Genomic DNA, 19315 nt, shown 5'->3' on the forward strand with positions numbered 1-19315 from the left:
CGGAGCGCGACCCCGCCGCCGAGGAGGCCGGGCCCATGGCCGACGCCGCTGCCGCCGCCGAGGGCGCCACGGCCCCGGAGGGCGAGGCCACCGAGGACGGCACGGGGGCCGGCGCCGCGACCGGGACCGGCACCACCGGGGAGACGCCCGAACTCTCCGAGGCACAGGCCGAGCTGGCCGCCCAGCGGGAGCTGCGGGAGCGGATCGAGCAGCGGAAGGCGGAGAAGGCCGGGCCCATCGCCGCCGGGGCGAAGCTGAGCGGGCAGGCCGCCGACCTGCTCGCGGCCGTACGGGCCATGGAGAGCGGCGAGCCGGTCGACCCGGCGCTGCTCCGTCCCGCGGCCCCCGCCCCCACTCCCTCCCCCGACCGGGACCGGGATCGGGCCGCTGCGACGGCACCGCCGCAGCGGCCCCCGGCCGGGCCACGGTCCGTGGAGGCGCGGTCCGAGGCCCCGGAGACCGTGTCCGCCGTGCGGGCGGTGCTCGTGGCGGGCGGCGCGCCGGAGACGCTCGCGGGGCAGGTCGCCGAGGCGCTCGGGGAGCAGGCGCCCGCGCTGCTGCGGGAGAACCCCTGGCAGTTGCTCGCCGTGCCCGGGGTGCGGCCGGAGCAGGCCGACGGATTCGCGCGGGCGCTCCTGGGGTCCGGCTGCGGCCCCGGAGACGAGCGCCGGGCCACCGCGCTGGTGGGGTGGCTGCTGGAGCGGGCCGCGCTCCAGGGCCACACCGCGCTGGAGGCGTCGGCGGTGGTGAGCGCGCTCGCCGGGCACTCCGTGCCCGACCCGGAGAGCGCCGTACAGCACGCGGTGGAGGAGTCCGTGGTGCTGGAGTTCCAGGAAGGCGTGGACGGGACCCTGAGCTCCGCGGATTTCGAGGACTCCGATGAGGCTGCGGAGGCCGAGGAGGCGGCGGAGAGCGGGGCCGGGGACGGCGGGGAGCCGGCCACGGCGCCCGCCCCCGTGCTGCTGGGTCTCGACCGGTACGCACTGGCCGAGGAGAGCCTCGCCGACGGGCTCGCCAGGCTGGTGAAGACCGCGCGGCCCGCCTCGTGGGAGGAGGCCGCGGCGGGCGCCCCGTCGCCGTCGGCGGCCGAGCTGATCCGCGCGGTGGCGGGACATGGTCTGGTCCTCCACTCGGGCGGGGAGGCGGCGCGCGCCGAGCCGGTCGCGCTGGCCGGGGCGGCCCGCGCGCTCGGGGAGCGCGCGGTGGTCGCGGTCCACAGCGAGAACGGCCGCGACCGGCTCGGGGCCGACGACGCCGCGGACACCGACGCGGTCACGGTGGCCGGGCTGCTCGCCGGTACGGAGGGCCCGGGGCGGGACGCGGAGGGGCTGTTCGCGCTCGATCTCCTGGTGGTCCTCGACGCGCCGCAGCTCGACGTGGAGACGGCCGCGATGCTGGTGGAGTCGCTGGCGGACGGCGGGCGTCTGGTGCTCAGCGGTGATCCCGGCGTGCTCGGGTCGGCCGGCGCGGGCCAGGTCTTCGCCGATCTCCTGGCGGCCGGGGTGTGCCCACGGATCAGCTCCCGTACACCTGACCCGGGACCGATCGGCGAGCTGGTCTCGGGGATCGGCATCGGCGAGCTGAACCAGGTGGCGGCGCCCGGCAAGGAGGTCGTGATCGTGCCCGTGCGGGACGCGGGCGAGGCGGTGCACCGTACGGTCCAGCTCGTCGCGGAATCCGTGCCGCGGGCCTTCGGCACGGAGGCGGGGCAGACCCAGGTGATCACGGTGGGCCACGGCGGCTCGGCGGGCACCCGCGCGCTGAACGCGGCGCTCAAGGAGCGCCTCAACCCGGGCCCCGGCCGGTTCGGCGGCTTCGACCCGGGGGACCGCGTCGCGTATGTCCCCTCCCCCGGCAGGACGCTCCAGGGCGCGGTGGTCTCCGCCGACGCGGAGGGGCTGCGGCTGGAGTGCGGGGGAACCGCGGTCGTCGTGCCCAGGGACCGGGTGGAGCACGCGGTCCGCCACGGCTGGGCGCTCACCGCGCACCAGGCGGCGGGGATGCGCTGGCCCGCGGTGGTCGTGGTGCTCCCCGGCGACGCGGCGCGGGGGCTGAGCCGCCCCTGGGTCTACACGGCCTTCAGCCGCGGGGACCGTCATCTCTCCGTGGTCCACGGTGTCGACCAGGCGCTCCAGAGGGCGGTGTCGGACATCCCCTCCCAGGACCGCACCACCCGGCTGCGCGCCCAGCTGGAAACGCTCCTGGCTCCGGCGTCACAGCCGGGCTGACGCCCCCCGGGTGCCGCCGCCCCTGCCGCCGTGCGGTGGCAGGGGCGGCGGTCGGCAAGGGCAGCGGACCGAGCAGGGGCCGGCGGCTCAGGCGTCCTGTTCCTCCAGGTCGTCCAGGGCCGCGTCCAGGTCGTCCTCGTCGAAGACCGCGCTGACGTCGAAGCGGCAGACCACCTGCTGGGGGTCGGCCTGGTCGAAGGGGGCGGCGAGCCACTCCCCCGGTTCCGGGAGATCGTCCGCGGCCGACACCCACAGGGTGGAGTCGCCCTCCTCCAGGCCGAACTCCTTGTGCCGGGAGGCGATCTCGTCGGGTTCGTACTCGCCGAAGAGCACCCCGAGCGCCGCGTGCACACTGCCGCCCACGACCCCTCCGGTGCCGGTGTCGCCCTCGGCGTCGGCGATGCGCTGTGCCTGTGCGAGCAGCCGCTGCGGCTCCACCACCGCGTAGTCGCGCCGGATCAGCACACTGAGGGCGTTCGGCTCCTCGGGGCCGTTGTACGGGGGCAGGGAGTCGTCCGGGTCCGGGATCTCGAACGGGGTGACCTCGTCGTACCGGTGGTAGAGCCGCTCGTCGTAGACCTCGGCCGCCACGGCGAGGGCGTTGAACGCTTCGGAGACGGCCGGGTCATCCTCACCCGTGCGATGTTCGACCGCCGCGAGGTGGCGGTCCAGGGCGACCTTCACCGCCTCGGCGGCGGCGCGTACCTCGGCAGCGGTGGGCTGCGCAGCATCAGACATAGTGCAGACGCTATCCGTACCGGGGCTCTGCCCGCACAATAGATGCGATGCCGGAATACGAATTTGTCGACGTGTACGTGCCGCGCGGGGTCTCCCGCAAGGATGCGGCCCGTCTGCTCACCGATCATGCCGAGTACGGGCACTGGGAGCTGGACCGACTGAGCCTGCACCGGGACGGCAGCCGCAGGGTGCGGCTGCGCCGGCGCATCATCCGTCAGGTCCGCGCCACCTGGTGAACGCGACGGAGCGGGCCCCGCTGCTGCGAGGCCCGCCCCGGCTTGCCCTGGCCCGGGCCCGGCCGCGTGACTACGCGGCGGAGCGGGCCCGGCGGTAGAGGATCGTGCCCGCGAGCAGCAGCCCGGCGCCCGCCGGGAGTGCGATCCCGAGCCCGCCGGCACCGGTCGACGCGAGGACATCCGTGCCGTCGGCCTGCTCGGCCCCCGGTTCCGCCCCGTGCGTCCCCGGGTTGACGGAGACCGCCCGTACCTCGGTCGGGTTGCCCGGCGTACCGGGCGTGCCCGGGTTACCCGGGTTACCGGGGTTACCCGGGTTGCCAGGCGTACCCGGCGTACCCGGCGTACCCGGTGTTCCGGGTGTGCCCGGGGTGCCCGGGTTACCCGGGTTACCCGGCTCCTCGGGGTGCTCGGCGGGACCCGGCGGGGTGGGCACGGGGCCGTTGCCGCAGTGGTTGCCGAAGGCCGGGTTGAGCACCCCGACGAGGTCGACGCTGTTCCCGCACACGTTCACGGGGACGTCGACCGGCACCTCGACGGAGTTGCCCGAGCCGACCCCGGGAGAGTTGACCGCGCCGCCTCCGGCGTGCGAGCCGCCGGACCCGGTGTGGGGGGATCCGCCGTATCCGCCGTCGTGCCCGCCGCTGTGGCCGCCGCCGCCCCCGTGTCCGCCGTCGTGGCCGCCGGACGGTTTGCCGGAGAAGTTGCCGCATTTGTTGCCGAAGGCCGGATTGAGCACCCCGACGACATCCACGGTGTTGCCGCAGACGTTGACCGGCACATGCACCGGAACCTGGACGTTGTTCCCCGACAGCACGCCCGGGGAGTTGGCGGCGGTACCGCCGGCCCCCGCGTCCGCCTGCGCGTAGCCACCGCCGAGCGCGAGCACGCCGCCCGCCGCCGCCACGGTGATCAGGCCCTTGCGCGTGACCTGTCTCATAGCTTCGTTCCCTGTCTTCTGCCTACCGGGACTGCCCCTGGGCATCGGTGCCGGGGCAGGATGCCCAGCGGCCCCGGAGCGCATGGCACGCGCTCCGGGGCCGCTCGGCCGTGCGGGAGAAGTCCCGCCCGGCTCCCTCTGGGGGGCGGGCGGCGCCGCTTCTCGCGCAGGGCCTCGGGCTCAGACCCTCACGGGTGAGAGTGACGACGTCACTTGTTGATGCAGGTGTTGCCGAAGGTGGGGTTCAGCAGCCCGATCACGTTGACCGTGTTACCGCACACGTTCACCGGAACGTGGATCGGAACCTGCACCACGTTGCCCGAAAGGACACCGGGGGAACCGATGGCGGCACCCTGCGCGCCCGCGTCGGCGACGGCCACGCCCGCACCCGCGAGCACCAGACCACCAGTGACTGCCGCAGCAGCGACGACCTTCTTGATCATTCTTCCTCCTTGTTGGCAAAACGCGGTCCCAGCCGCGGACCGCACACCTGTAACGAAGGGGAAGTAATGAGGCTACGAGCCTATGAGCGCATTCACTCTTCTCAGTCGATGCCGTACGTGTGGCCGATTCCCGGTACGGCCGGTCAGCTCTCGTCGATGAACCGGTCGAGGACGCGCACACCGAATTTCAGACCGTCCACCGGTACCCGCTCGTCCACCCCGTGGAACATCCCTGCGAAGTCCAGCTCCGGCGGCAGCTTGAGCGGCGCGAAGCCGAAGCCGCGGATCCCGAGGTCGTCGAAGGACTTCGCGTCGGTGCCGCCGGAGAGCATGTACGGGACGGCCCGCGCGATGGGGTCCTCCGCCGAGAGCGCCGTCTGCATGGCGTCCACCAGCCGGCCGTCGAAGCTGGTCTCCAGCGCCTTGTCGCCGTGCACGTCCTCGCGCCGGACGCGCGGCCCGAGGATCCGGTCGAGATCCGCCAGGAACTCCTCCTCGTACCCGGGCAGGAACCGGCCGTCGACATGGGCGGTGGCCTGACCGGGGATGACGTTCACCTTGTAGCCGGCGCCGAGCATGGTGGGGGCCGCGGAGTTGCGCAGCGTGGCGCCGATCATCTTCGCGATGCCGCCGAGCTTGGCGAGCGTGGCGTCCATGTCCTCCGGGTCGAGCGGGGTGCCGAGCGCGTCGGACAGCTCGTCCAGGAAGGACCGTACGGTCTTGGTCACCCGTACCGGCCACTGGTGGTTGCCGAGCCGGCCCACGGCCTCGCACAGCTCGGTGATCGCGTTGTCGTTGTTGGTCATCGAGCCGTGGCCCGCGGTGCCGTCCACCGTCAGCCGCATCCAGTGCATGCCCTTCTGGGCCGTCTCGACGAGGTAGAGGCGCAGGTTCTCGTTGACGGTGAAGGAGAAGCCGCCGACCTCGCTGATCGCCTCCGTGACGCCCTCGAAGAGGCCGGGGTGGTGGTCGACGAGGTACCGCGCGCCGTACGTGCCGCCGGCCTCCTCGTCGGCGAGGAAGGCCAGCACGATGTCGCGCGGGGGCTTGCGCCCGCTGCGCATCCGGTCGCGGACGACCGCGAGGGTCATCGCGTCCATGTCCTTCATGTCGACGGCGCCCCGGCCCCACACACAGCCGTCGGCGATCTCGCCCGCGAACGGGTCGTACGTCCAGTCCTCGGCGTTGGCCGGCACGACGTCGGTGTGGCCGTGGATGAGCAGGGCGGGCCGGGAGGGGTCCTCGCCCTCGATCCTGGCCACGGTGGAGGCGCGGCCCGGGTGGGACTCGAAGATCTCCGGTTCCAGCCCCACCTCGGCGAGCTTCTCCGCGACGTACTCGGCGGCGGCCCGCTCCCCCGGACCCGAGTGGTCCCCGTAGTTGCTGGTGTCGATCCGGATCAGATCCCGGCAGAGGTCGACGACCTCGTCCTCGCCCGATACGGTCCTGCCCGCGCTCGGCTCGCTCACGCTGCTCACTCCCACGGTCGTTGCTGGTGGTCCTCGCTGGTGGTCCTCCCATCCTGCCGCCCCGGGCCCCTTCACCCAAGGGCGGACCCCGCCTGTCACACGCCCGTCATACGGATCGGGGCGTGATCGGGCACCCCTGAATGTTTGCTATGGTTTTCCACGTCGGAACGGCCGAGAGCCGACCGGCGGACACCTTGTCCGGGTGGCGGAATGGCAGACGCGCTAGCTTGAGGTGCTAGTGCCCTTTATCGGGCGTGGGGGTTCAAGTCCCCCCTCGGACACCGGCGAAGACCCCTGATACGTCAGGGGTCTTCCGCGTTTTCCGGAACGTTCCCGTCCGACGAGGTCCGGGGAGTTGAACGGTTCCGGTCCGGCGACCCCTTCCGAGCCACAACAATGTGTGCATGTCTGATGACTGGAAGCGACAGTTGGACCGGCTCCACGCGGGACTGGTGGAGCGCGACGATCCCGCCGCCTGGGTGGCCGAGGCCGACGCCATCGACGCGTCCCTCCGGTACCCGTATCTCGCGGTCCGCGGGCCTGTCTTCGGTGTGGCGGCGTGTGATCCCGGGAGCGGGCCCCACTGGCGGCTGCTGCTGCGGGTGACCGACGCGACGCCGCAGCAGGCGCGGGACGGGCTCCACTCCCATCTCTGGTTCAAGGCCAAGGACGACACCGACGACCGGGCCGCGCGCCGCGAGTTGCTGGCCGCGGTCGCGGTGCTCGAACGCGAGCCGGTCGACGAGCTGGAGGTCCTCGGGGTGCGCTACCGGGTCGTACGGGGCGACGAGTTCGCCCGGAGCGGGGAGGACGGGCTGGAGCCGCCGCGGCCCACCGACCGGGAGCCGGCCGAGCTGTCCTGGACCGGCGCGCACACCGCCCCGTCGCCGGACACCGGCTTCGTCCTGGACCCCGGGCACGCCGACACCGGTCCGGCGGCGGCCGCCCTGCGGCTGGGGCTGGGGCAGTTCGCGTACTCCGGTCCGCGCTTCCCCGACGACGTACGCGGGCATTCGGAGCGCGCGGTCACCACGCACCCCGGAGTCGTCCTGCTGCCCGTCGGCTTCGGGGTGACCGAGCAGGGCGAGAACGGCTGGCGGCCACGGGGCGGCCTCATGCCCACCCCGCACGACGCGCGGCGGGCGCTGTACAGCGGCATGGTCAGGAGCTGGCCCGACGCCTACGGGTTCGACGACGGCGAGAAGGCCACGTACGCGCGGGCCGCCGAGGAGTTCAGGGCCGCCGGCCGCGCCAACGAGGCACGCGTGGGCGAACTGCTCTTCCGCGTCTGCCGGATCGAGCGCCTGCTGCGCACCGGCCCCGACGGGCCGGAGCCGCCCCGCCCCTCGGACCAGGACGCCTACGGGCCGATGAAGATGCACCCGACCATGGACGAGGACGGAACACTGCACTACGACGACTGACCGGGCGACGACAGGTGTCAGTCTCTCGGCGCGGGCGGGGTGGCCGGGGCTGCGGCCACCAGGGCGCGCGGCGCGGCGGCGGACCGGGCAGCCGCGGGGCGGCGGTCCCGGCCGGTCCGCCGCAGCCCGACGATGTCACGGGCGAAGGACCAGGTCAGCAGCGCCAGCGCCAGCAGGACCACGGCGAGCTCGGCCAGGTGCGGAAGGACTCCGGCGGTCGCCACCAGGAGGCCGACGCCCTGGAACGCGGCCACCGTCTTGCGGGCCATGCTGGGCGGGAGCGCGCCGTTCAGCCACGGCAGGACCCGGGCCGCCGCGACGAAGGCGTACCGCATCGCGCCGATCAGCAGCACCCACGGGCCCAGCGAGAGGGCGACGTAGGCGCTGAGCACCAGGATCAGGAAGGCGTCGACCTCCATGTCGAAGCGCGCCCCGAGGGAGGAGACGCAGCCGGTGCGCCGGGCCACCTGGCCGTCGACCGCGTCCAGGACCAGCGCCACCGTGGTGAGCGCGGCCAGGAGCGTGACGGGGACCGGGCGGGTGAAGGAGTCCGCGACCAGCGCGGTCACACCGCCGACCAGCGTCGCCCGCGCGAGGGTGACGCCGTTGGCCGGGCCGAAGGACGCGGGCCGGGTCCGGGAGAGCGCGTGGGTGAGCGCGGCCCAGGTGCCCGCCGTGAACACCAGCCCCGTCAGCCACCCGGCCGCGCCGAGCCCGGTCACCGCGCCGAGCAGGGCCAGCAGGACGATCTGGGCGCCCGCGCCCGCGGCCGTCTCCTGCCGGAGCAGCCCCGTGCGGCGCGCCGGCCGGGTGGTGCGGGTCTCGTTCAGGTCGTACAGGTCGTACGTGTGGTTCAGGTGGTACTTGTTCAGGTGGTACGTGTCGTTCAGGGCCACCGTTGCACCCTCCGGCCGTGTGACAGAGTCGATTGGCGCCGCGTACCGTGCGCGGCCTCGTGAACTAAGAACGTGATCCGTCACCCCAGCGTTCAGGAGGACATGGATGAAGCGCGCCGCACGCGCCTTCTGGCTCCGCTCACCCGGCCACGGCGAGATACGGGAGGTCGCCCTGCCGGAGCCCGGCGAGGACGACGTCCTGGTGCGTACCCTCTGCTCCGGGGTGAGCCGGGGTACGGAGACCCTGGTCTTCCGCGGCGGAGTGCCGCACAGTCAGCACACCGCGATGCGGGCGCCGTTCCAGGACGGCGAGTTCCCCGGGCCCGTCAAGTACGGCTATCTCAACGTGGGCCTGGTCGAGGAGGGCCCGCCCGAGCTGCGGGGACGTACGGTCTTCTGCCTCTACCCGCACCAGACGCGGTACGTCGTGCCGGCGAGCGCGGTGACCCCGGTCCCGGACGGCGTGCCCGCCGCGCGGGCCATTCTCGCCGGGACGGTGGAGACCGCGGTGAACGCCCTGTGGGACGCGGCGCCGCTGATCGGGGACCGGATCGCCGTGGTCGGCGGCGGCATGATCGGCTGCTCCGTCGCCGCGCTGCTCGCCCGTTACCCGGGCGTCCGCGTCCAGTTGGTCGACGCCGAGCCCGCGCGGGCGGGGATCGCCGAGGCGCTCGGGGCCGGTTTCGCGCTCCCCGGGGAGGCACTGGGCGACTGCGATCTGGTCGTCCACGCGAGCGCCACCGAGGCGGGGCTCGCGCGCTCGCTGGAACTGCTCGCCCCGGAGGGCACGGTGGTGGAGCTGAGCTGGTACGGCGACCGGGGGGTCACACTGCCGCTCGGCGAGGCGTTCCACTCGCGGCGGTTGACCCTGCGCGGCAGCCAGGTCGGCACGGTGTCCCCGGCGCGCAGCGCCCGCCGGAGCTTCGCCGACCGGCTCGGGCTCGCCCTGGACCTGCTGGCGGAGCCCGCCTTCGACGCGCTGATCACCGGTGAGTGCGGCTTCGAGGAATTGCCGCGGGTGCTGCCGGGGATCGCCGCCGGTGAACTGCCGGGGCTCTGCCACCGGGTGGTGTACGAGCCGGACCCGGCGGGCGCGGCGAGCCGCTGACGGGGCGGCCCCGGGTGGCCGGATGTGGCCGTAGGCGGGGGCGGGGGTGGCTTGAATTCGTCTGAACAGGACGAGTGGATCGGCCGTACTACACAACATGCCCCGGCCTTCTATGCCGGGGGCGAGGCCAGACGTGCCGTATCTGGAGGGTCATCCGTTGTTCAGCATCACCGTCCGCGACCACATCATGATCGCCCACAGCCTGCGCGGGGAGGTCTTCGGACCCGCGCAGCGCCTGCACGGGGCGACGTTCCTCGTGGACGCCACCTTCCGCCGCGCCGAGCTGGACGCCGACAGCATCGTCGTCGACATCGGCCTGGCCACCCGGGAACTGGGCGGTGTGGTCGGGGAGCTGACCTACCGCAACCTCGACGAGGAGCCCGACCTGGCCGGGATCAACACCTCCACCGAGGTCCTGGCGAAGATCATCGCGGACCGGCTCGCGGACCGGGTGCACGCCGGGGCGCTCGGCGAGGGGGCCCGCGGGCTGGCCGCGATCCAGGTCACGCTGCACGAGTCGCATGTCGCGTGGGCGAGTTACGAGCGCGCCCTGTGAGCGGCGCCGCCGCCCCGTCCGCGCGGGCCGTGCATCTCGTCATGCCCGGTGGCATCGACGACCCGGCCGCGCCGAGCGGCGGCAACACCTATGACCGCCGGCTCTGCCGGGAGCTGCCCGGCACGGGGTGGCGGGTCCACGAACACACCGTCGCGGGCGGCTGGCCGCGGCCCGACGGGACGGCCCGTACCGAACTGGCCCGGCTGCTGGCGACGTTCGCGGACGGCGCGGTCGTCCTGCTCGACGGGATCGTCGCCTGCGGGGTGCCCGGGGTCGTTGCCCCGGAGGCCGCGCGGCTGCGGCTGGCGGTGCTGGTGCATCTGCCGCTGGCCGACGAGACGGGGCTCGCGCCCGCCGTGGCGGCGGAGCTGGACGACCGCGAGCGCCGGACGCTGCGCGCCGTGCCCGCGGTCGTGGCCACCAGCGACTGGGCGGCGCGCCGGCTGGTGCGTCACCACGGGCTCGCCCCCGAGCGGGTCCATGTCGCGGCGCCGGGCGCCGACATCGCGCCCCTGGCGACCGGGTCCGGGGACGGCTCGCGGCTGCTGTGCGTGGCGGCGGTCACCCCGCGCAAGGGACAGCACCGGCTGGTGGAGGCCCTGGCGGCCCTCGCCGAGCTGCCGTGGAGCTGTGTCTGCGCGGGCGGCCTCGACCAGGACCCCGGGTATGTCACCGGGCTGCGGGAGCTGATCGCGGAGCACGGGCTGGGTGACCGGGTGCGGCTGGTCGGGCCGCTGGCCGGCGGGGAGCTGGCCGGGCGGTACGCCGCCGCCGATCTGCTGGTGCTCGCCTCGGACGCCGAGACGTACGGCATGGCGGTGACCGAGGCGCTGGCGCGCGGTGTGCCCGTACTGGCGACGGACGTGGGCGGGCTCCCCGAGGCCGTCGGGCGGGCGCCGGACGGCACCGTTCCCGGTGTGCTGGTGCCGCCGGACGACCCGGCGGCGCTCACGGCGGCGCTGCGCGGCTGGCTCGGGGAGCCGGGCAGGCGGCGGGCGCTGACGGCCGCCGCGCGGGGGCGGCGCACCGCGCTGGACGGGTGGGGGACGACATCACGGAGGCTGGCCGGTGCGCTGGAACAGCTCCGTCAGGAAACCGGGAGGGCCGCGTGACCACCTCAGAAGCTCCGCGTTCGGAAGCGACCCGCTACGCCCCGGCGTGGCTGGAGTTGCGCGAGGGACCCGACGGGGCCGCGCGCGCGACGGAACTCCTCGACGCGCTGCGCGGCCGGCTGGCCGGCGCCGCCGCCTCCCCGGACGACGGTGAACGGCCTCTGGTCGTCCACGATCTGGGGTGCGGTACCGGCTCCATGGGGCGCTGGCTGGCTCCCCGGCTGGCCGGACCGCAGCACTGGGTCCTGCACGACCACGACCCGGACCTGCTGGAGCTGGCCGCGGTCCGGACGCCCCGTACCTCCGCCGACGGGAGCCGGGTGACGGTCGCCACCGAGCGCCGCGACCTCGCGGAGCTGACGGCGGACGGGCTGGCGGGGGCCTCGCTGGTGACGGCCTCGGCGCTGCTGGACGTGCTCACCCGCGAGGAGGTGGACGCGCTCGCCGCCGCGTGTGCCGGGGCCGGCTGCCCGGCGCTGTTCGCGCTCTCCGTGGTGGGGCGGGTCGAGCTGAACCCGGCCGAGCCGCTCGACACGGAGCTGGCCGAGGCGTTCAACGCCCACCAGCGGCGGGCGGATCACGGCCGGAGCCTGCTGGGGCCGGACGCCGTCGCGGTGGCCGCGGCGGCCTTCGCGCGGGTCGGGGCGACCGTACGGGTGCACGCCAGCCCGTGGCGGCTCGGCGCCGCCGACCGGGCGCTGACGGCCGAGTGGCTGCGGGGCTGGGTCGGTGCGGCCTGTGAGCAGCGGCCGGAGCTCGCGCCGCGTGCCGAGGAGTATCTGCGGCGCCGTCTGGAGCAGTGCGAGGCGGGCGCGTTGCGGGTGGTCGTGCACCACAGCGATCTGCTGGCACTCCCCCGGACGGGCGGCGCCGCGTGACGGCGCCCGCGCCGGCGCGGGAGGGCCGGCGCGGCGGGGCGGGGCGGACCCTGGGGATGGTCGCCGGGGCGGCCATCCTCGGGGTGCTGGTCTGGCAGCTCGGCACGGGGCCGCTGCTGGACGGGGTGCGCGGGATCGACGGGCCCACGCTGCTCGCGGCGCTCGGCCTCGGCCTGCTCACCACCGTGTTCAGCGCCTGGCGCTGGTGCCTGGTCGCCCGCGGTCTGGGCATCCGGCTGCCGCTGCGCCGGGCCGTCGCGGACTACTACCGGGCGCTGTTCCTGAACGCGGCGCTGCCCGGCGGGATCCTCGGCGATGTGCACCGTGCGGTACGGCACGGGCGGAGCACCGGCGATGTCGGCCGGGGTGTCCGCGCGGTCGTCCTCGAACGGGTCGCGGGCCAGGTCGTGCTGGTCACGGTCGGTGTGACGCTGCTGTTGGTGTGGCCGTCCGAGGCCCCGGCGGCGGCCCGCCGGGCCGTCCTGGAGACGCTCGCGACACCCGGCGCCCTGGCGGTACTGGCCTCGGTCGCCGCGCTGGTGGCGGTGGCCGCCTGGCGGCTGCGCGCGGCGCCCGCCGTCTCCCGGCGGCGCCGCGCGGCGCGGACGGCGCTCGCCGAGATACGGCTCGGGCTGCTGGCGCGGCGGAGCTGGCCGGGGGTGGCGCTGGCGTCGGTCGTGGTGCCGGCCGGGTTCCTCGCCACGTTTCTGCTGGCCGCCCGGGCCGCGGGGGTGACGGCGCCCGCGGCCGAGCTGCTGCCCCTGATGGTGCTGGCGCTGCTGGCGATGGCGCTACCGCTGAACGTCGGCGGCTGGGGTCCCCGGGAGGGCGCCACCGCCTGGGCCTTCGGGGCCGCCGGGCTCGGCGCGGCCCAGGGGCTGGCTGTCGCCGTGGTGTACGGGATCCTCTCGCTCGCGGCGAGCCTGCCCGGCCTCGGGGTGCTCGCCGTCCAGTGGTGGGCCGGGGTGCGGCGTCCCCAGGTCGAGTTCGAAGAGGGTGTCCTCGCCGAGGGCGGCGCGCCGGACCGGGGGGCGCAGCGCGTCGCGCATCACGGGCGTACCGGCGAAGCGGAGCCCGGGGACGCCGTCGCCGAGCAGCACCGGCGCGACGGTGACGTAGAGCCGGTGCAGCGCCCGTTCGCTCAGGAAGCGGGAGACGGTGACGCCGCCGCCCTCGACCAGCACCCGGCCCAGGCCGCGGCGCGCCAGTACGCGCACCAGGTTGCCGGGGGCGAACGCGGCGAGGTCGGGAAGGGTCAGCACGTCAACAACACCTGCGCCGCCGGAGCCGCCGGAGCCGTCGGAGCCGTCGGCGCCGTCGGAGCCGTCGGAGCCGTCGATGGTGTCGTCCGCGCGGGTGTGCCCGCGCTCGCCGCCGGCGCACACCACCCACAGGGTGGGGGCTGACCCGTCGGTGAACACCTTGCGACGCGGCGGCACCCGGCGGTGCGGATCGAGGACGACCCGTACGGGGTGGGCCCCGGTGCAGGCGCGCACCGTGAGCTGGGGGTCGTCCGCGACGGCCGTCCCCGCCCCGACGACCACCGCGTCGGCGAGCGCGCGCAGGCGGTGGAGATGACGGCGGTCCTCCTCGCCGGTGACGTAGTCGGCGTCTCCCGTGCGGGTCGCGATGAACCCGTCGAGGCTCTGGCCGAGCTGGGCGAAGGTGAGGCGCGGTCCGGCCAGGCACAGCGGCAGGTAACGGTCGGTCAGTTCGCGCGCTCCGGGTGTGGTGTCCCGGTTCCAGCGCCATACGCCGTCGGGGTCCTCGCGGAGGCCGACGGCCTCGGCGTCCGCCCCGGTCCTGACGGTACGGAGCAGTTCCCACGCCTCGTCGGTGTCCAGCTCCGCCGGGAGCGGCGGCGGTGCGGACGGCTCGGTCCGACGGGGGCCGGTCATCGGGACTCCTGGCGGGTGAGGAGGGAGAGATAGTCGCCGAAGGAATCGGCCAGTCCGGCCAGCAGTTCCTTTCCCTTCGCGGCGGACGCCCGCGAAGGGCGGCCTATGACACCGGACTCCGTATAGGCGGCCATGCCGAGGGTGAGGAGATGCTTCCGGTCGTCGGCGACGCAATCGGAGGTCTCATAGCCGGGCCGTACGAGTTCGGGATGCGCGTGCAAGAGGATGGACGTCTCGACTTCACCCGCGTGCATATCGCTGTGCGAAGACGTCTCGATCCCCGCTCTGGTCCTTGCCGCGTCCCAGTCGGCCGATCCGGGGAAAAGCGCCATGCGCGTTCCGCTGCCGGCGGATTCCTGAACGACGTTGCGCAGTACGTAATTTCCGCCGTGCGCGTTCACCAGAATCAGGGATTTTATTCCGGACCGGTGGAGGGAGCCCGCAATGTCACGGACGACGGCATGGAGCGTGGCGGCGGAAATACTCACGGTCCCGGGCCAGTCGGCGTGTTCGTGCGAGCAGGAGACGGTGATCGGCGGGAGCGCGTGCACGGGGTGCGCGGCGGCTATCTCCCGGGCGATGGCGCACGCCACGACCGTATCGGTCACCAGCGGGAGATACGCGCCGTGTTGCTCGAAGCTGCCGACGGGAAGGACGGCGACCGCGGGCCGCGCGGCCCGTACGTCCTCCGTGGTCTCCCGGGGCAGCGGACCGGCCGTCACCGGTGGCGTTCCCGAACCGTTCATGTTTTCCGGCCCTCTCTTTCCGTGTGCGTATCGTCGGGAGCAGACTACGCGGCAATGGCTCGGTGATCGTCCTAACGTGATGAAGGCGACCGTCGGCTGACGCCCTTTTACCTTTCTTCCCGTACCCGGCGAGCCGTTCAGCAGATATGATTGAGGCATGACAGACAGTGATGGCGTGTGCCTCGAAAGTACTCGTTCATCAGGTGTCGAACGAGCGGCGAAAGTACGGCTGTCCACCGTGCACGGAGACTTTCTCGCAGTCGGCTACCTGGACCGTAATCGCGGGGATGAACAAATAGCCCTGATATACGGCGATGTCGCGGGGGACGGAGCCCTCACCCGTGTGCATTCGGAGTGTCTGACCGGGGACGCCTTCGGCTCCAAGCACTGCGAGTGCGGGGAACAGCTCGGTGCGGCGCTGGACGCCATCGTGCGCGAGGGGCGGGGCGTTCTCCTCTATCTCCAGGGCCACGAGGGGCGCGGGATCGGCCTGTTGGCGAAGTTGCGGGCGATGCAGCTCCAGTCGGAGGGCCTGGACACCGTGGAGGCGAACCTCGCCCTCGGACTGCCCGCCGATGCCCGGGACTACCGGGTGGCGGCGGACATGCTGCACGACCTGGGGGTGCTCTCGGTACGGCTGCTCTCGAACAACCCGCGCAAGACAGAGGCGTTGCTGCGGCACGGCATCAAGGTCGCCGAGCAGGTTCCGCTGCTGATACCGCCGCGGGAGGAGAACCTCTCGTATCTGCGGACCAAGCGGGAGCGGATGGACCATCATCTGCCGCATCTGGACGGCCTCATGCGCGAAGGGGTCCCGGCCGAGGCGGCAACCCCCGTGAACGGCGCGCATGCGGTGAACGGCGTGAACGCCGCGGCCGAGGTGTCCGGCTGAGCGGCACCGTCCGCGCGCAGCCTCCCCGCCGCCTCCGCCCCCGCGCCACCGTCCCCGTCAGCGGACGCGGCGCGGGGGCGGCGGCGCTCCCCCGGCCAGCGGGGAGCGGGCCAGTGCGACGCAGCCCGCGGCGATCAGGCCGATCGCGGCGAGTTCGGGCAGCAGCCACCAGCCGGTGCGCACGCTCTCGCCGAAGAGGGTGACACCGTACGCGATGGAGATCAGCGCGTCGCCGAGCGTGAGCATCGGCTGGGAGGCGGCGAGCGAGCCCGCCTGAAGGGCGTTCTGGAGCAGGAACAGCGCGCCCACCCCGGCGACGGCCATGCCGTAGAGCTGCCAGGAGGCGAAGAGCGCGCCCGCGCCGCCGCTGTCGAGGCGCGCCACGGCGTCCTTCATCAGGGCCGCGGTCAGCGCGTAGCCGCAGGCGGCGGCGAGCCCGAGCAGCGCGGCGCGCGGGTTGCCGCGCAGCCGCAGCGCCCAGAGGATCACCAGCGCCTCGAAGAGGCCGGTGAGCAGCAGCGCCAGGATCCAGGCGGTTCCGTGGACGGTCTCGGACCCGCCACCGGGGTCCGCGGAGGCCAGGCCCAGGGCGAGACCGCCGGTGACCGCGGCGGCCCCGTGCCAGACGGAGCGCGGCAGCCGGACCTTGAAGAGCCGGCCGGCGATCAGCAGGGTGGCGGGCAGTTCGATGACGAAGATCGGCTGGACCACGGCGATCGGGCCGGTCGCGAGCGCCACCGCCTGGCAGACGGCGGCGACCAGCACCAGCCCGATCCCCGCCAGCCAGACCGGCTTGCGCAGCAGCCGGCCGATCAGTGACAGACGCATCGCCTGGGAGTCGGGGACGGTGGCCGCGGCGCGGCGCTGGAGCACCGAGGCGGAGCCGTTGCTGAGCGCGGTCAGCACGGCGAACAGGACACTGATCACCGGCCCATCATGCGGGCGCCGCCCGCCGGATCCGTTCTCATCCCGGCGCTGCGCCGCAGGTCCGGGGGCCGAACGAGGGACACCGCCGCGCCGCCGGCCCCGGTACGCTGTCGGCCCGTGCCCCGCAGACACCCCGCCCCGCCGCCCTCGCCCCTCCCGCAGCGGGACGGCGTCGACCCCGTACGGCTGCGGCTGCCGCCGGATCCCCAGGGGCGGTGGGCGACCGTCCGGGACCATCTCGTCGCGCGGTACGGGGACGCCGTCGGCGCGGCGCGGGTCGAGGAGATGGTGCGGGCGGGGCGGTTCGCCGGGGAGGACGGCGCGGTCGGGGCCGACGAGCCGTACACCGCGGGGCGGTATGTCTGGTTCCACCGGGATCTCGCCCCCGAGGAGCGGGTGCCGTTCGAGGTCGGGATCGTCCACCGGGACGAGCGGATCGTCGTCGCCGACAAGCCGCACTTCCTGGCCACCACCCCGCGCGGAAGCCATGTCACCGAGACCGCCCAGGCACGGCTGCGGCGGGAGCTGGGGCTGCCGGAGCTCCAGCCCGCGCACCGGCTCGACCGGCTGACGGCGGGGCTGGTGCTCTTCGTCGTACGGCCCGGGGACCGGGGCGCGTACCAGACGCTGTTCCGGGACCGGCTGGTGCGCAAGGAGTACGAGGCGGTGGCGCCGTACGATCCCGCGGTGGCGCTGCCCGTCACGGTGCGGGACCGGATCGAGAAGGAGCGCGGGGAGATCGCCGCGCGGCGGGTGCCGGGCGAACCCAACGCCGAGAGCCGGATCGAGCTGCTGGAGCACCGGGGCGGGTACGGCCGCTACCGGCTGGTGCCGGTCACCGGCCGGACCCATCAGCTCCGGGTCCACATGTACGGCCTCCGGCTGCCGCTCCTGGACGACCCGGTCTATCCGGTCGTCCAGGAGCCGGCCGCGGGCGACTACGGCCGGCCGCTGCAACTCCTCGCCCGGGTGCTGGAGTTCACCGATCCGGTGACGGGCGAGCCGTACCGGTTCGAGAGCCGGCTGCGGCTGCGCCCGCTCTGAGCGCGCCCGACCCGAACGGAAGACCCTAGTGGCCGCGCCGGATCCACTCGGCCAGGTGGGGCGATTCGGCGCCGATGGTCGTGGGGTCGCCGTGGCCCGTCCGTACGACCGTCTCCGGCGGCAGGGCGAGGAGCCGGTCGCGGATCGAGTCGATGATGGTCGGGAAGTGCGAGAACGACCGTCCGGTGGCGCCCGGTCCGCCCTGGAAGAGCGTGTCGCCGGTGAAGACCGTCGCCAGCTCGGGGGCGTACAGGCAGACCGCGCCCGGCGCGTGCCCGGGGGTGTGGAGCACGGTCAGGGTGGTGCCGGCGACGGTGACGGTCCCGCCGTCGGTCAGCTCGCCGTCCGGCAGCCGCTCCGGGTGGGTCTGCTTCCAGAGCGGCAAGTCGTCGGGGTGCAGCAGGACGGGCGCGCCGGTGGCGGCGGCCAGCGCGGGGGCGGCGTCGATGTGGTCGTTGTGCGCGTGGGTGCAGACGATCGCGCGCAGGGTACGGCCGTTCAGCGCGGCCTCGATGGCGGCGGCGTCATGGGCGGCGTCGATGACGATCGCCTCGGAGTCGTCGCCGACGATCCAGACGTTGTTGTCGACGTCCCACGTGCCGCCGTCGAGCGAGAAGGTGCCGGAGGTGACGAGGTGGTCCACGCGTACGGTCATCAGAAGACCACCACCGAGCGCAGGACGTCACCCTCGTGCATCCGCTCGAACGCCTTCTCCACGTCGGCGAGACCGATGGTCTCGGTGACGAACGCGCCGAGGTCGATCCGGCCCTGCTGGTGGAGGTCGACGAGCATCGGGAAGTCACGGGACGGCAGGCAGTCGCCGTACCAGGACGACTTGAGGGCGCCGCCGCGGCCGAACACGTCGAGCAGCGGCAGTTCCAGCTTCATCTCCGGCGTGGGGACACCGACCAGGACGACGGTGCCGGCCAGGTCACGGGCGTAGAACGCCTGCCGGTACGTCTCCGGGCGGCCGACCGCCTCGATGACGACGTCCGCGCCGTTGCCGCCGGTCAGCTCACGGATCGCCTCGACGGCGTCGCGGGAGCGGGAGTTGACGGTGTGGGTGGCGCCCATCGAGGCCGCCGTCGCCAGCTTGCGGTCGTCGATGTCGACGGCGATGATCCGGGCCGCGCCCGCGAGCCGCGCGCCGACGATCGCCGCGTCACCGACGCCGCCGCAGCCGATGACCGCGACGGAGTCGCCGCGCCCGACCTGCCCGGTGTTGATCGCCGCGCCGATGCCCGCCATCACACCGCAGCCGAGGAGGCCCGCGACGGCCGGGGAGACGGCCGGGTCGACCTTGGTGCACTGGCCGGCCGCGACCAGCGTCTTCTCGGCGAAGGCGCCGATACCGAGGGCCGGGGAGAGCTCCGTGCCGTCGGTCAGCGTCATCTTCTGCGTGGCGTTGTGCGTGTCGAAGCAGTACTGGGGGCGGCCGCGCCGGCATGCCCGGCAGGTGCCGCACACCGCGCGCCAGTTGAGGATCACGAAGTCACCGGGGGCGACCTCCGTGACACCGTCGCCGACCGACTCCACCACGCCCGCGGCCTCGTGGCCGAGGAGGAAGGGGAACTCGTCGTTGATCCCGCCCTGCTTGTAGTGCAGGTCGGTGTGACAGACACCGCACGCCTGCACCTTCACCACGGCCTCGCCGGGGCCGGGGTCGGGTACGACGATCGTCTCGACCCGTACCGGCTCGTTCCTGCCGGGGGCGATGACCCCTTGCACCTGCTGCGCCATGCCAGGACCTGCCTTTCGTCATACCTGATGACATACCTGGGAA

The 19315-nt window shown here is 74.0% G+C and carries 18 protein-coding genes, 1 tRNA gene and 2 pseudogenes; 11 read left to right on the forward strand and 10 right to left on the reverse strand.

What is annotated here, in order from left to right; translation table 11 throughout:
* The first annotated feature begins 35 nt into the window (after positions 1–35).
* Positions 36–2228, forward strand: a complete 2193-nt coding sequence (locus tag ACFTZC_RS05305) for a helix-hairpin-helix domain-containing protein (RefSeq protein ID WP_382887260.1) — start codon at positions 36–38, stop codon at positions 2226–2228.
* Between the two features lie 87 nt (positions 2229–2315).
* Here the strand turns inward: ACFTZC_RS05305 and ACFTZC_RS05310 are convergent, their stop codons facing one another.
* The gene (locus tag ACFTZC_RS05310) at positions 2316–2966 is read right to left on the reverse strand and encodes a hypothetical protein (protein ID WP_382887015.1); all 651 of its coding nucleotides are present in this window, start codon (positions 2964–2966) and stop codon (positions 2316–2318) included.
* Positions 2967–3013: 47 nt separating this feature from the next.
* On the opposite strand from ACFTZC_RS05310, the gene ACFTZC_RS05315 reads away from it, so the two are divergent.
* Complete coding sequence (locus ACFTZC_RS05315) at positions 3014–3202, forward strand: DUF5703 family protein (RefSeq protein WP_114625034.1); 189 nt, start codon at positions 3014–3016, stop codon at positions 3200–3202.
* A gap of 70 nt (positions 3203–3272) precedes the next feature.
* On the opposite strand, the gene ACFTZC_RS05320 is transcribed toward ACFTZC_RS05315, so the two are convergent.
* The 3 genes from ACFTZC_RS05320 to ACFTZC_RS05330 form a co-directional block, all read right to left on the reverse strand.
* Positions 3273–4139 carry a chaplin gene (locus ACFTZC_RS05320; protein WP_382887017.1) on the reverse strand — a complete coding sequence of 289 codons (867 nt, stop codon included), beginning with the start codon at positions 4137–4139 and terminating at the stop codon, positions 3273–3275.
* 209 nt (positions 4140–4348) lie between these two features.
* Positions 4349–4582 carry a chaplin ChpH gene (gene chpH, locus ACFTZC_RS05325; protein WP_382887019.1) on the reverse strand — a complete coding sequence of 78 codons (234 nt, stop codon included), beginning with the start codon at positions 4580–4582 and terminating at the stop codon, positions 4349–4351.
* Between the two features lie 143 nt (positions 4583–4725).
* The gene (locus ACFTZC_RS05330) at positions 4726–6051 is read right to left on the reverse strand and encodes a M20/M25/M40 family metallo-hydrolase (protein ID WP_382887021.1); all 1326 of its coding nucleotides are present in this window, start codon (positions 6049–6051) and stop codon (positions 4726–4728) included.
* Between the two features lie 196 nt (positions 6052–6247).
* On the opposite strand from ACFTZC_RS05330, the gene ACFTZC_RS05335 reads away from it, so the two are divergent.
* Together ACFTZC_RS05335 and ACFTZC_RS05340 are read left to right on the forward strand one after the other, a co-directional pair.
* Positions 6248–6332: transfer RNA gene (locus ACFTZC_RS05335), tRNA-Leu, on the forward strand.
* Between the two features lie 123 nt (positions 6333–6455).
* Positions 6456–7475, forward strand: coding sequence for a DUF5954 family protein (locus ACFTZC_RS05340; RefSeq protein WP_382887023.1), 1020 nt, complete (start codon positions 6456–6458; stop codon positions 7473–7475).
* A gap of 17 nt (positions 7476–7492) precedes the next feature.
* Here the strand turns inward: ACFTZC_RS05340 and ACFTZC_RS05345 are convergent, their stop codons facing one another.
* Positions 7493–8305, reverse strand: coding sequence for a CDP-alcohol phosphatidyltransferase family protein (locus tag ACFTZC_RS05345; protein ID WP_382887261.1), 813 nt, complete (start codon positions 8303–8305; stop codon positions 7493–7495).
* 172 nt (positions 8306–8477) lie between these two features.
* Here ACFTZC_RS05345 and ACFTZC_RS05350 point away from each other — a divergent pair, with 172 nt between their 5' ends.
* From ACFTZC_RS05350 to ACFTZC_RS05370, 5 genes and pseudogenes are all read left to right on the forward strand, one after another.
* Positions 8478–9479 carry a zinc-binding alcohol dehydrogenase gene (locus ACFTZC_RS05350; protein WP_382887024.1) on the forward strand — a complete coding sequence of 334 codons (1002 nt, stop codon included), beginning with the start codon at positions 8478–8480 and terminating at the stop codon, positions 9477–9479.
* A gap of 157 nt (positions 9480–9636) precedes the next feature.
* The gene (locus tag ACFTZC_RS05355; RefSeq protein WP_382887026.1) at positions 9637–10035 is read left to right on the forward strand and encodes a 6-pyruvoyl tetrahydropterin synthase family protein; all 399 of its coding nucleotides are present in this window, start codon (positions 9637–9639) and stop codon (positions 10033–10035) included.
* A 41-nt stretch (positions 10036–10076) separates the two neighbouring features.
* Entirely contained in the window at positions 10077–11147 is a 1071-nt protein-coding gene (locus ACFTZC_RS05360) for a glycosyltransferase family 4 protein (RefSeq protein ID WP_382887263.1), read from the forward strand.
* Positions 11144–12025 carry an SAM-dependent methyltransferase gene (locus ACFTZC_RS05365; protein WP_382887028.1) on the forward strand — a complete coding sequence of 294 codons (882 nt, stop codon included), beginning with the start codon at positions 11144–11146 and terminating at the stop codon, positions 12023–12025. Before ACFTZC_RS05360 ends, ACFTZC_RS05365 begins: the two co-directional genes overlap by 4 nt.
* 56 nt (positions 12026–12081) lie before the next feature.
* Positions 12082–12891 (forward strand): annotated as a pseudogene (locus ACFTZC_RS05370) (lysylphosphatidylglycerol synthase transmembrane domain-containing protein); the annotation flags it as partial.
* Here ACFTZC_RS05370 and ACFTZC_RS05375 read toward each other — a convergent pair.
* Positions 12817–13923 (reverse strand): RibD family protein, encoded by a 1107-nt coding sequence (locus ACFTZC_RS05375; protein WP_382887264.1) that lies wholly within the window; start codon positions 13921–13923, stop codon positions 12817–12819. The pseudogene ACFTZC_RS05370 and the gene ACFTZC_RS05375 overlap by 75 nt on opposite strands.
* Positions 13920–14669, reverse strand: coding sequence for a creatininase family protein (locus tag ACFTZC_RS05380; protein ID WP_382887030.1), 750 nt, complete (start codon positions 14667–14669; stop codon positions 13920–13922). Before ACFTZC_RS05380 ends, ACFTZC_RS05375 begins: the two co-directional genes overlap by 4 nt.
* Before the next feature lie 157 nt (positions 14670–14826).
* Here ACFTZC_RS05380 and ribA point away from each other — a divergent pair.
* Positions 14827–15468, forward strand: a pseudogene (ribA, locus tag ACFTZC_RS05385) (GTP cyclohydrolase II); the annotation flags it as partial.
* 150 nt (positions 15469–15618) lie between these two features.
* Here the strand turns inward: ribA and ACFTZC_RS05390 are convergent.
* Positions 15619–16488, reverse strand: coding sequence for a DMT family transporter (locus ACFTZC_RS05390; protein ID WP_382887032.1), 870 nt, complete (start codon positions 16486–16488; stop codon positions 15619–15621).
* A gap of 117 nt (positions 16489–16605) precedes the next feature.
* Here ACFTZC_RS05390 and ACFTZC_RS05395 point away from each other — a divergent pair, with 117 nt between their 5' ends.
* A complete protein-coding gene (locus ACFTZC_RS05395) occupies positions 16606–17532 on the forward strand; it encodes a pseudouridine synthase (protein ID WP_382887033.1) in 927 nt (308 codons plus the stop codon).
* A gap of 25 nt (positions 17533–17557) precedes the next feature.
* Here ACFTZC_RS05395 and ACFTZC_RS05400 read toward each other — a convergent pair whose 3' ends face one another.
* Both ACFTZC_RS05400 and ACFTZC_RS05405 read right to left on the reverse strand, forming a co-directional pair.
* A complete protein-coding gene (locus ACFTZC_RS05400; RefSeq protein WP_382887035.1) occupies positions 17558–18187 on the reverse strand; it encodes an MBL fold metallo-hydrolase in 630 nt (209 codons plus the stop codon).
* On the reverse strand, positions 18187–19272 hold the full coding sequence (locus tag ACFTZC_RS05405; RefSeq protein WP_382887037.1) for an S-(hydroxymethyl)mycothiol dehydrogenase: 1086 nt from the start codon (positions 19270–19272) through the stop codon (positions 18187–18189). Before ACFTZC_RS05405 ends, ACFTZC_RS05400 begins: the two co-directional genes overlap by 1 nt.
* Positions 19273–19315: the final 43 nt, after the last annotated feature.

The sequence above is a fragment of the Streptomyces sp. NPDC056987 genome (assembly GCF_042673865.1).
GTDB lineage: Bacteria > Actinomycetota > Actinomycetes > Streptomycetales > Streptomycetaceae > Streptomyces.

Coding starts and splice junctions, on each gene's coding strand:
- ACFTZC_RS05310 (WP_382887015.1), bottom strand. CDS start 2,966: ATGTCTGATGCTGCGCAGCCCACCGCTGCCGAGGTACGCGCCGCCGCC.
- ACFTZC_RS05340 (WP_382887023.1), top strand. CDS start 6,456: ATGTCTGATGACTGGAAGCGACAGTTGGACCGGCTCCACGCGGGACTG.
- ACFTZC_RS05405 (WP_382887037.1), bottom strand. CDS start 19,272: ATGGCGCAGCAGGTGCAAGGGGTCATCGCCCCCGGCAGGAACGAGCCG.
- ACFTZC_RS05360 (WP_382887263.1), top strand. CDS start 10,077: ATGCCCGGTGGCATCGACGACCCGGCCGCGCCGAGCGGCGGCAACACC.
- ACFTZC_RS05400 (WP_382887035.1), bottom strand. CDS start 18,187: ATGACCGTACGCGTGGACCACCTCGTCACCTCCGGCACCTTCTCGCTC.
- ACFTZC_RS05320 (WP_382887017.1), bottom strand. CDS start 4,139: ATGAGACAGGTCACGCGCAAGGGCCTGATCACCGTGGCGGCGGCGGGC.
- ACFTZC_RS05350 (WP_382887024.1), top strand. CDS start 8,478: ATGAAGCGCGCCGCACGCGCCTTCTGGCTCCGCTCACCCGGCCACGGC.
- ACFTZC_RS05315 (WP_114625034.1), top strand. CDS start 3,014: ATGCCGGAATACGAATTTGTCGACGTGTACGTGCCGCGCGGGGTCTCC.
- ACFTZC_RS05375 (WP_382887264.1), bottom strand. CDS start 13,923: ATGACCGGCCCCCGTCGGACCGAGCCGTCCGCACCGCCGCCGCTCCCG.
- ACFTZC_RS05305 (WP_382887260.1), top strand. CDS start 36: ATGGCCGACGCCGCTGCCGCCGCCGAGGGCGCCACGGCCCCGGAGGGC.
- ACFTZC_RS05380 (WP_382887030.1), bottom strand. CDS start 14,669: ATGAACGGTTCGGGAACGCCACCGGTGACGGCCGGTCCGCTGCCCCGG.
- chpH (WP_382887019.1), bottom strand. CDS start 4,582: ATGATCAAGAAGGTCGTCGCTGCTGCGGCAGTCACTGGTGGTCTGGTG.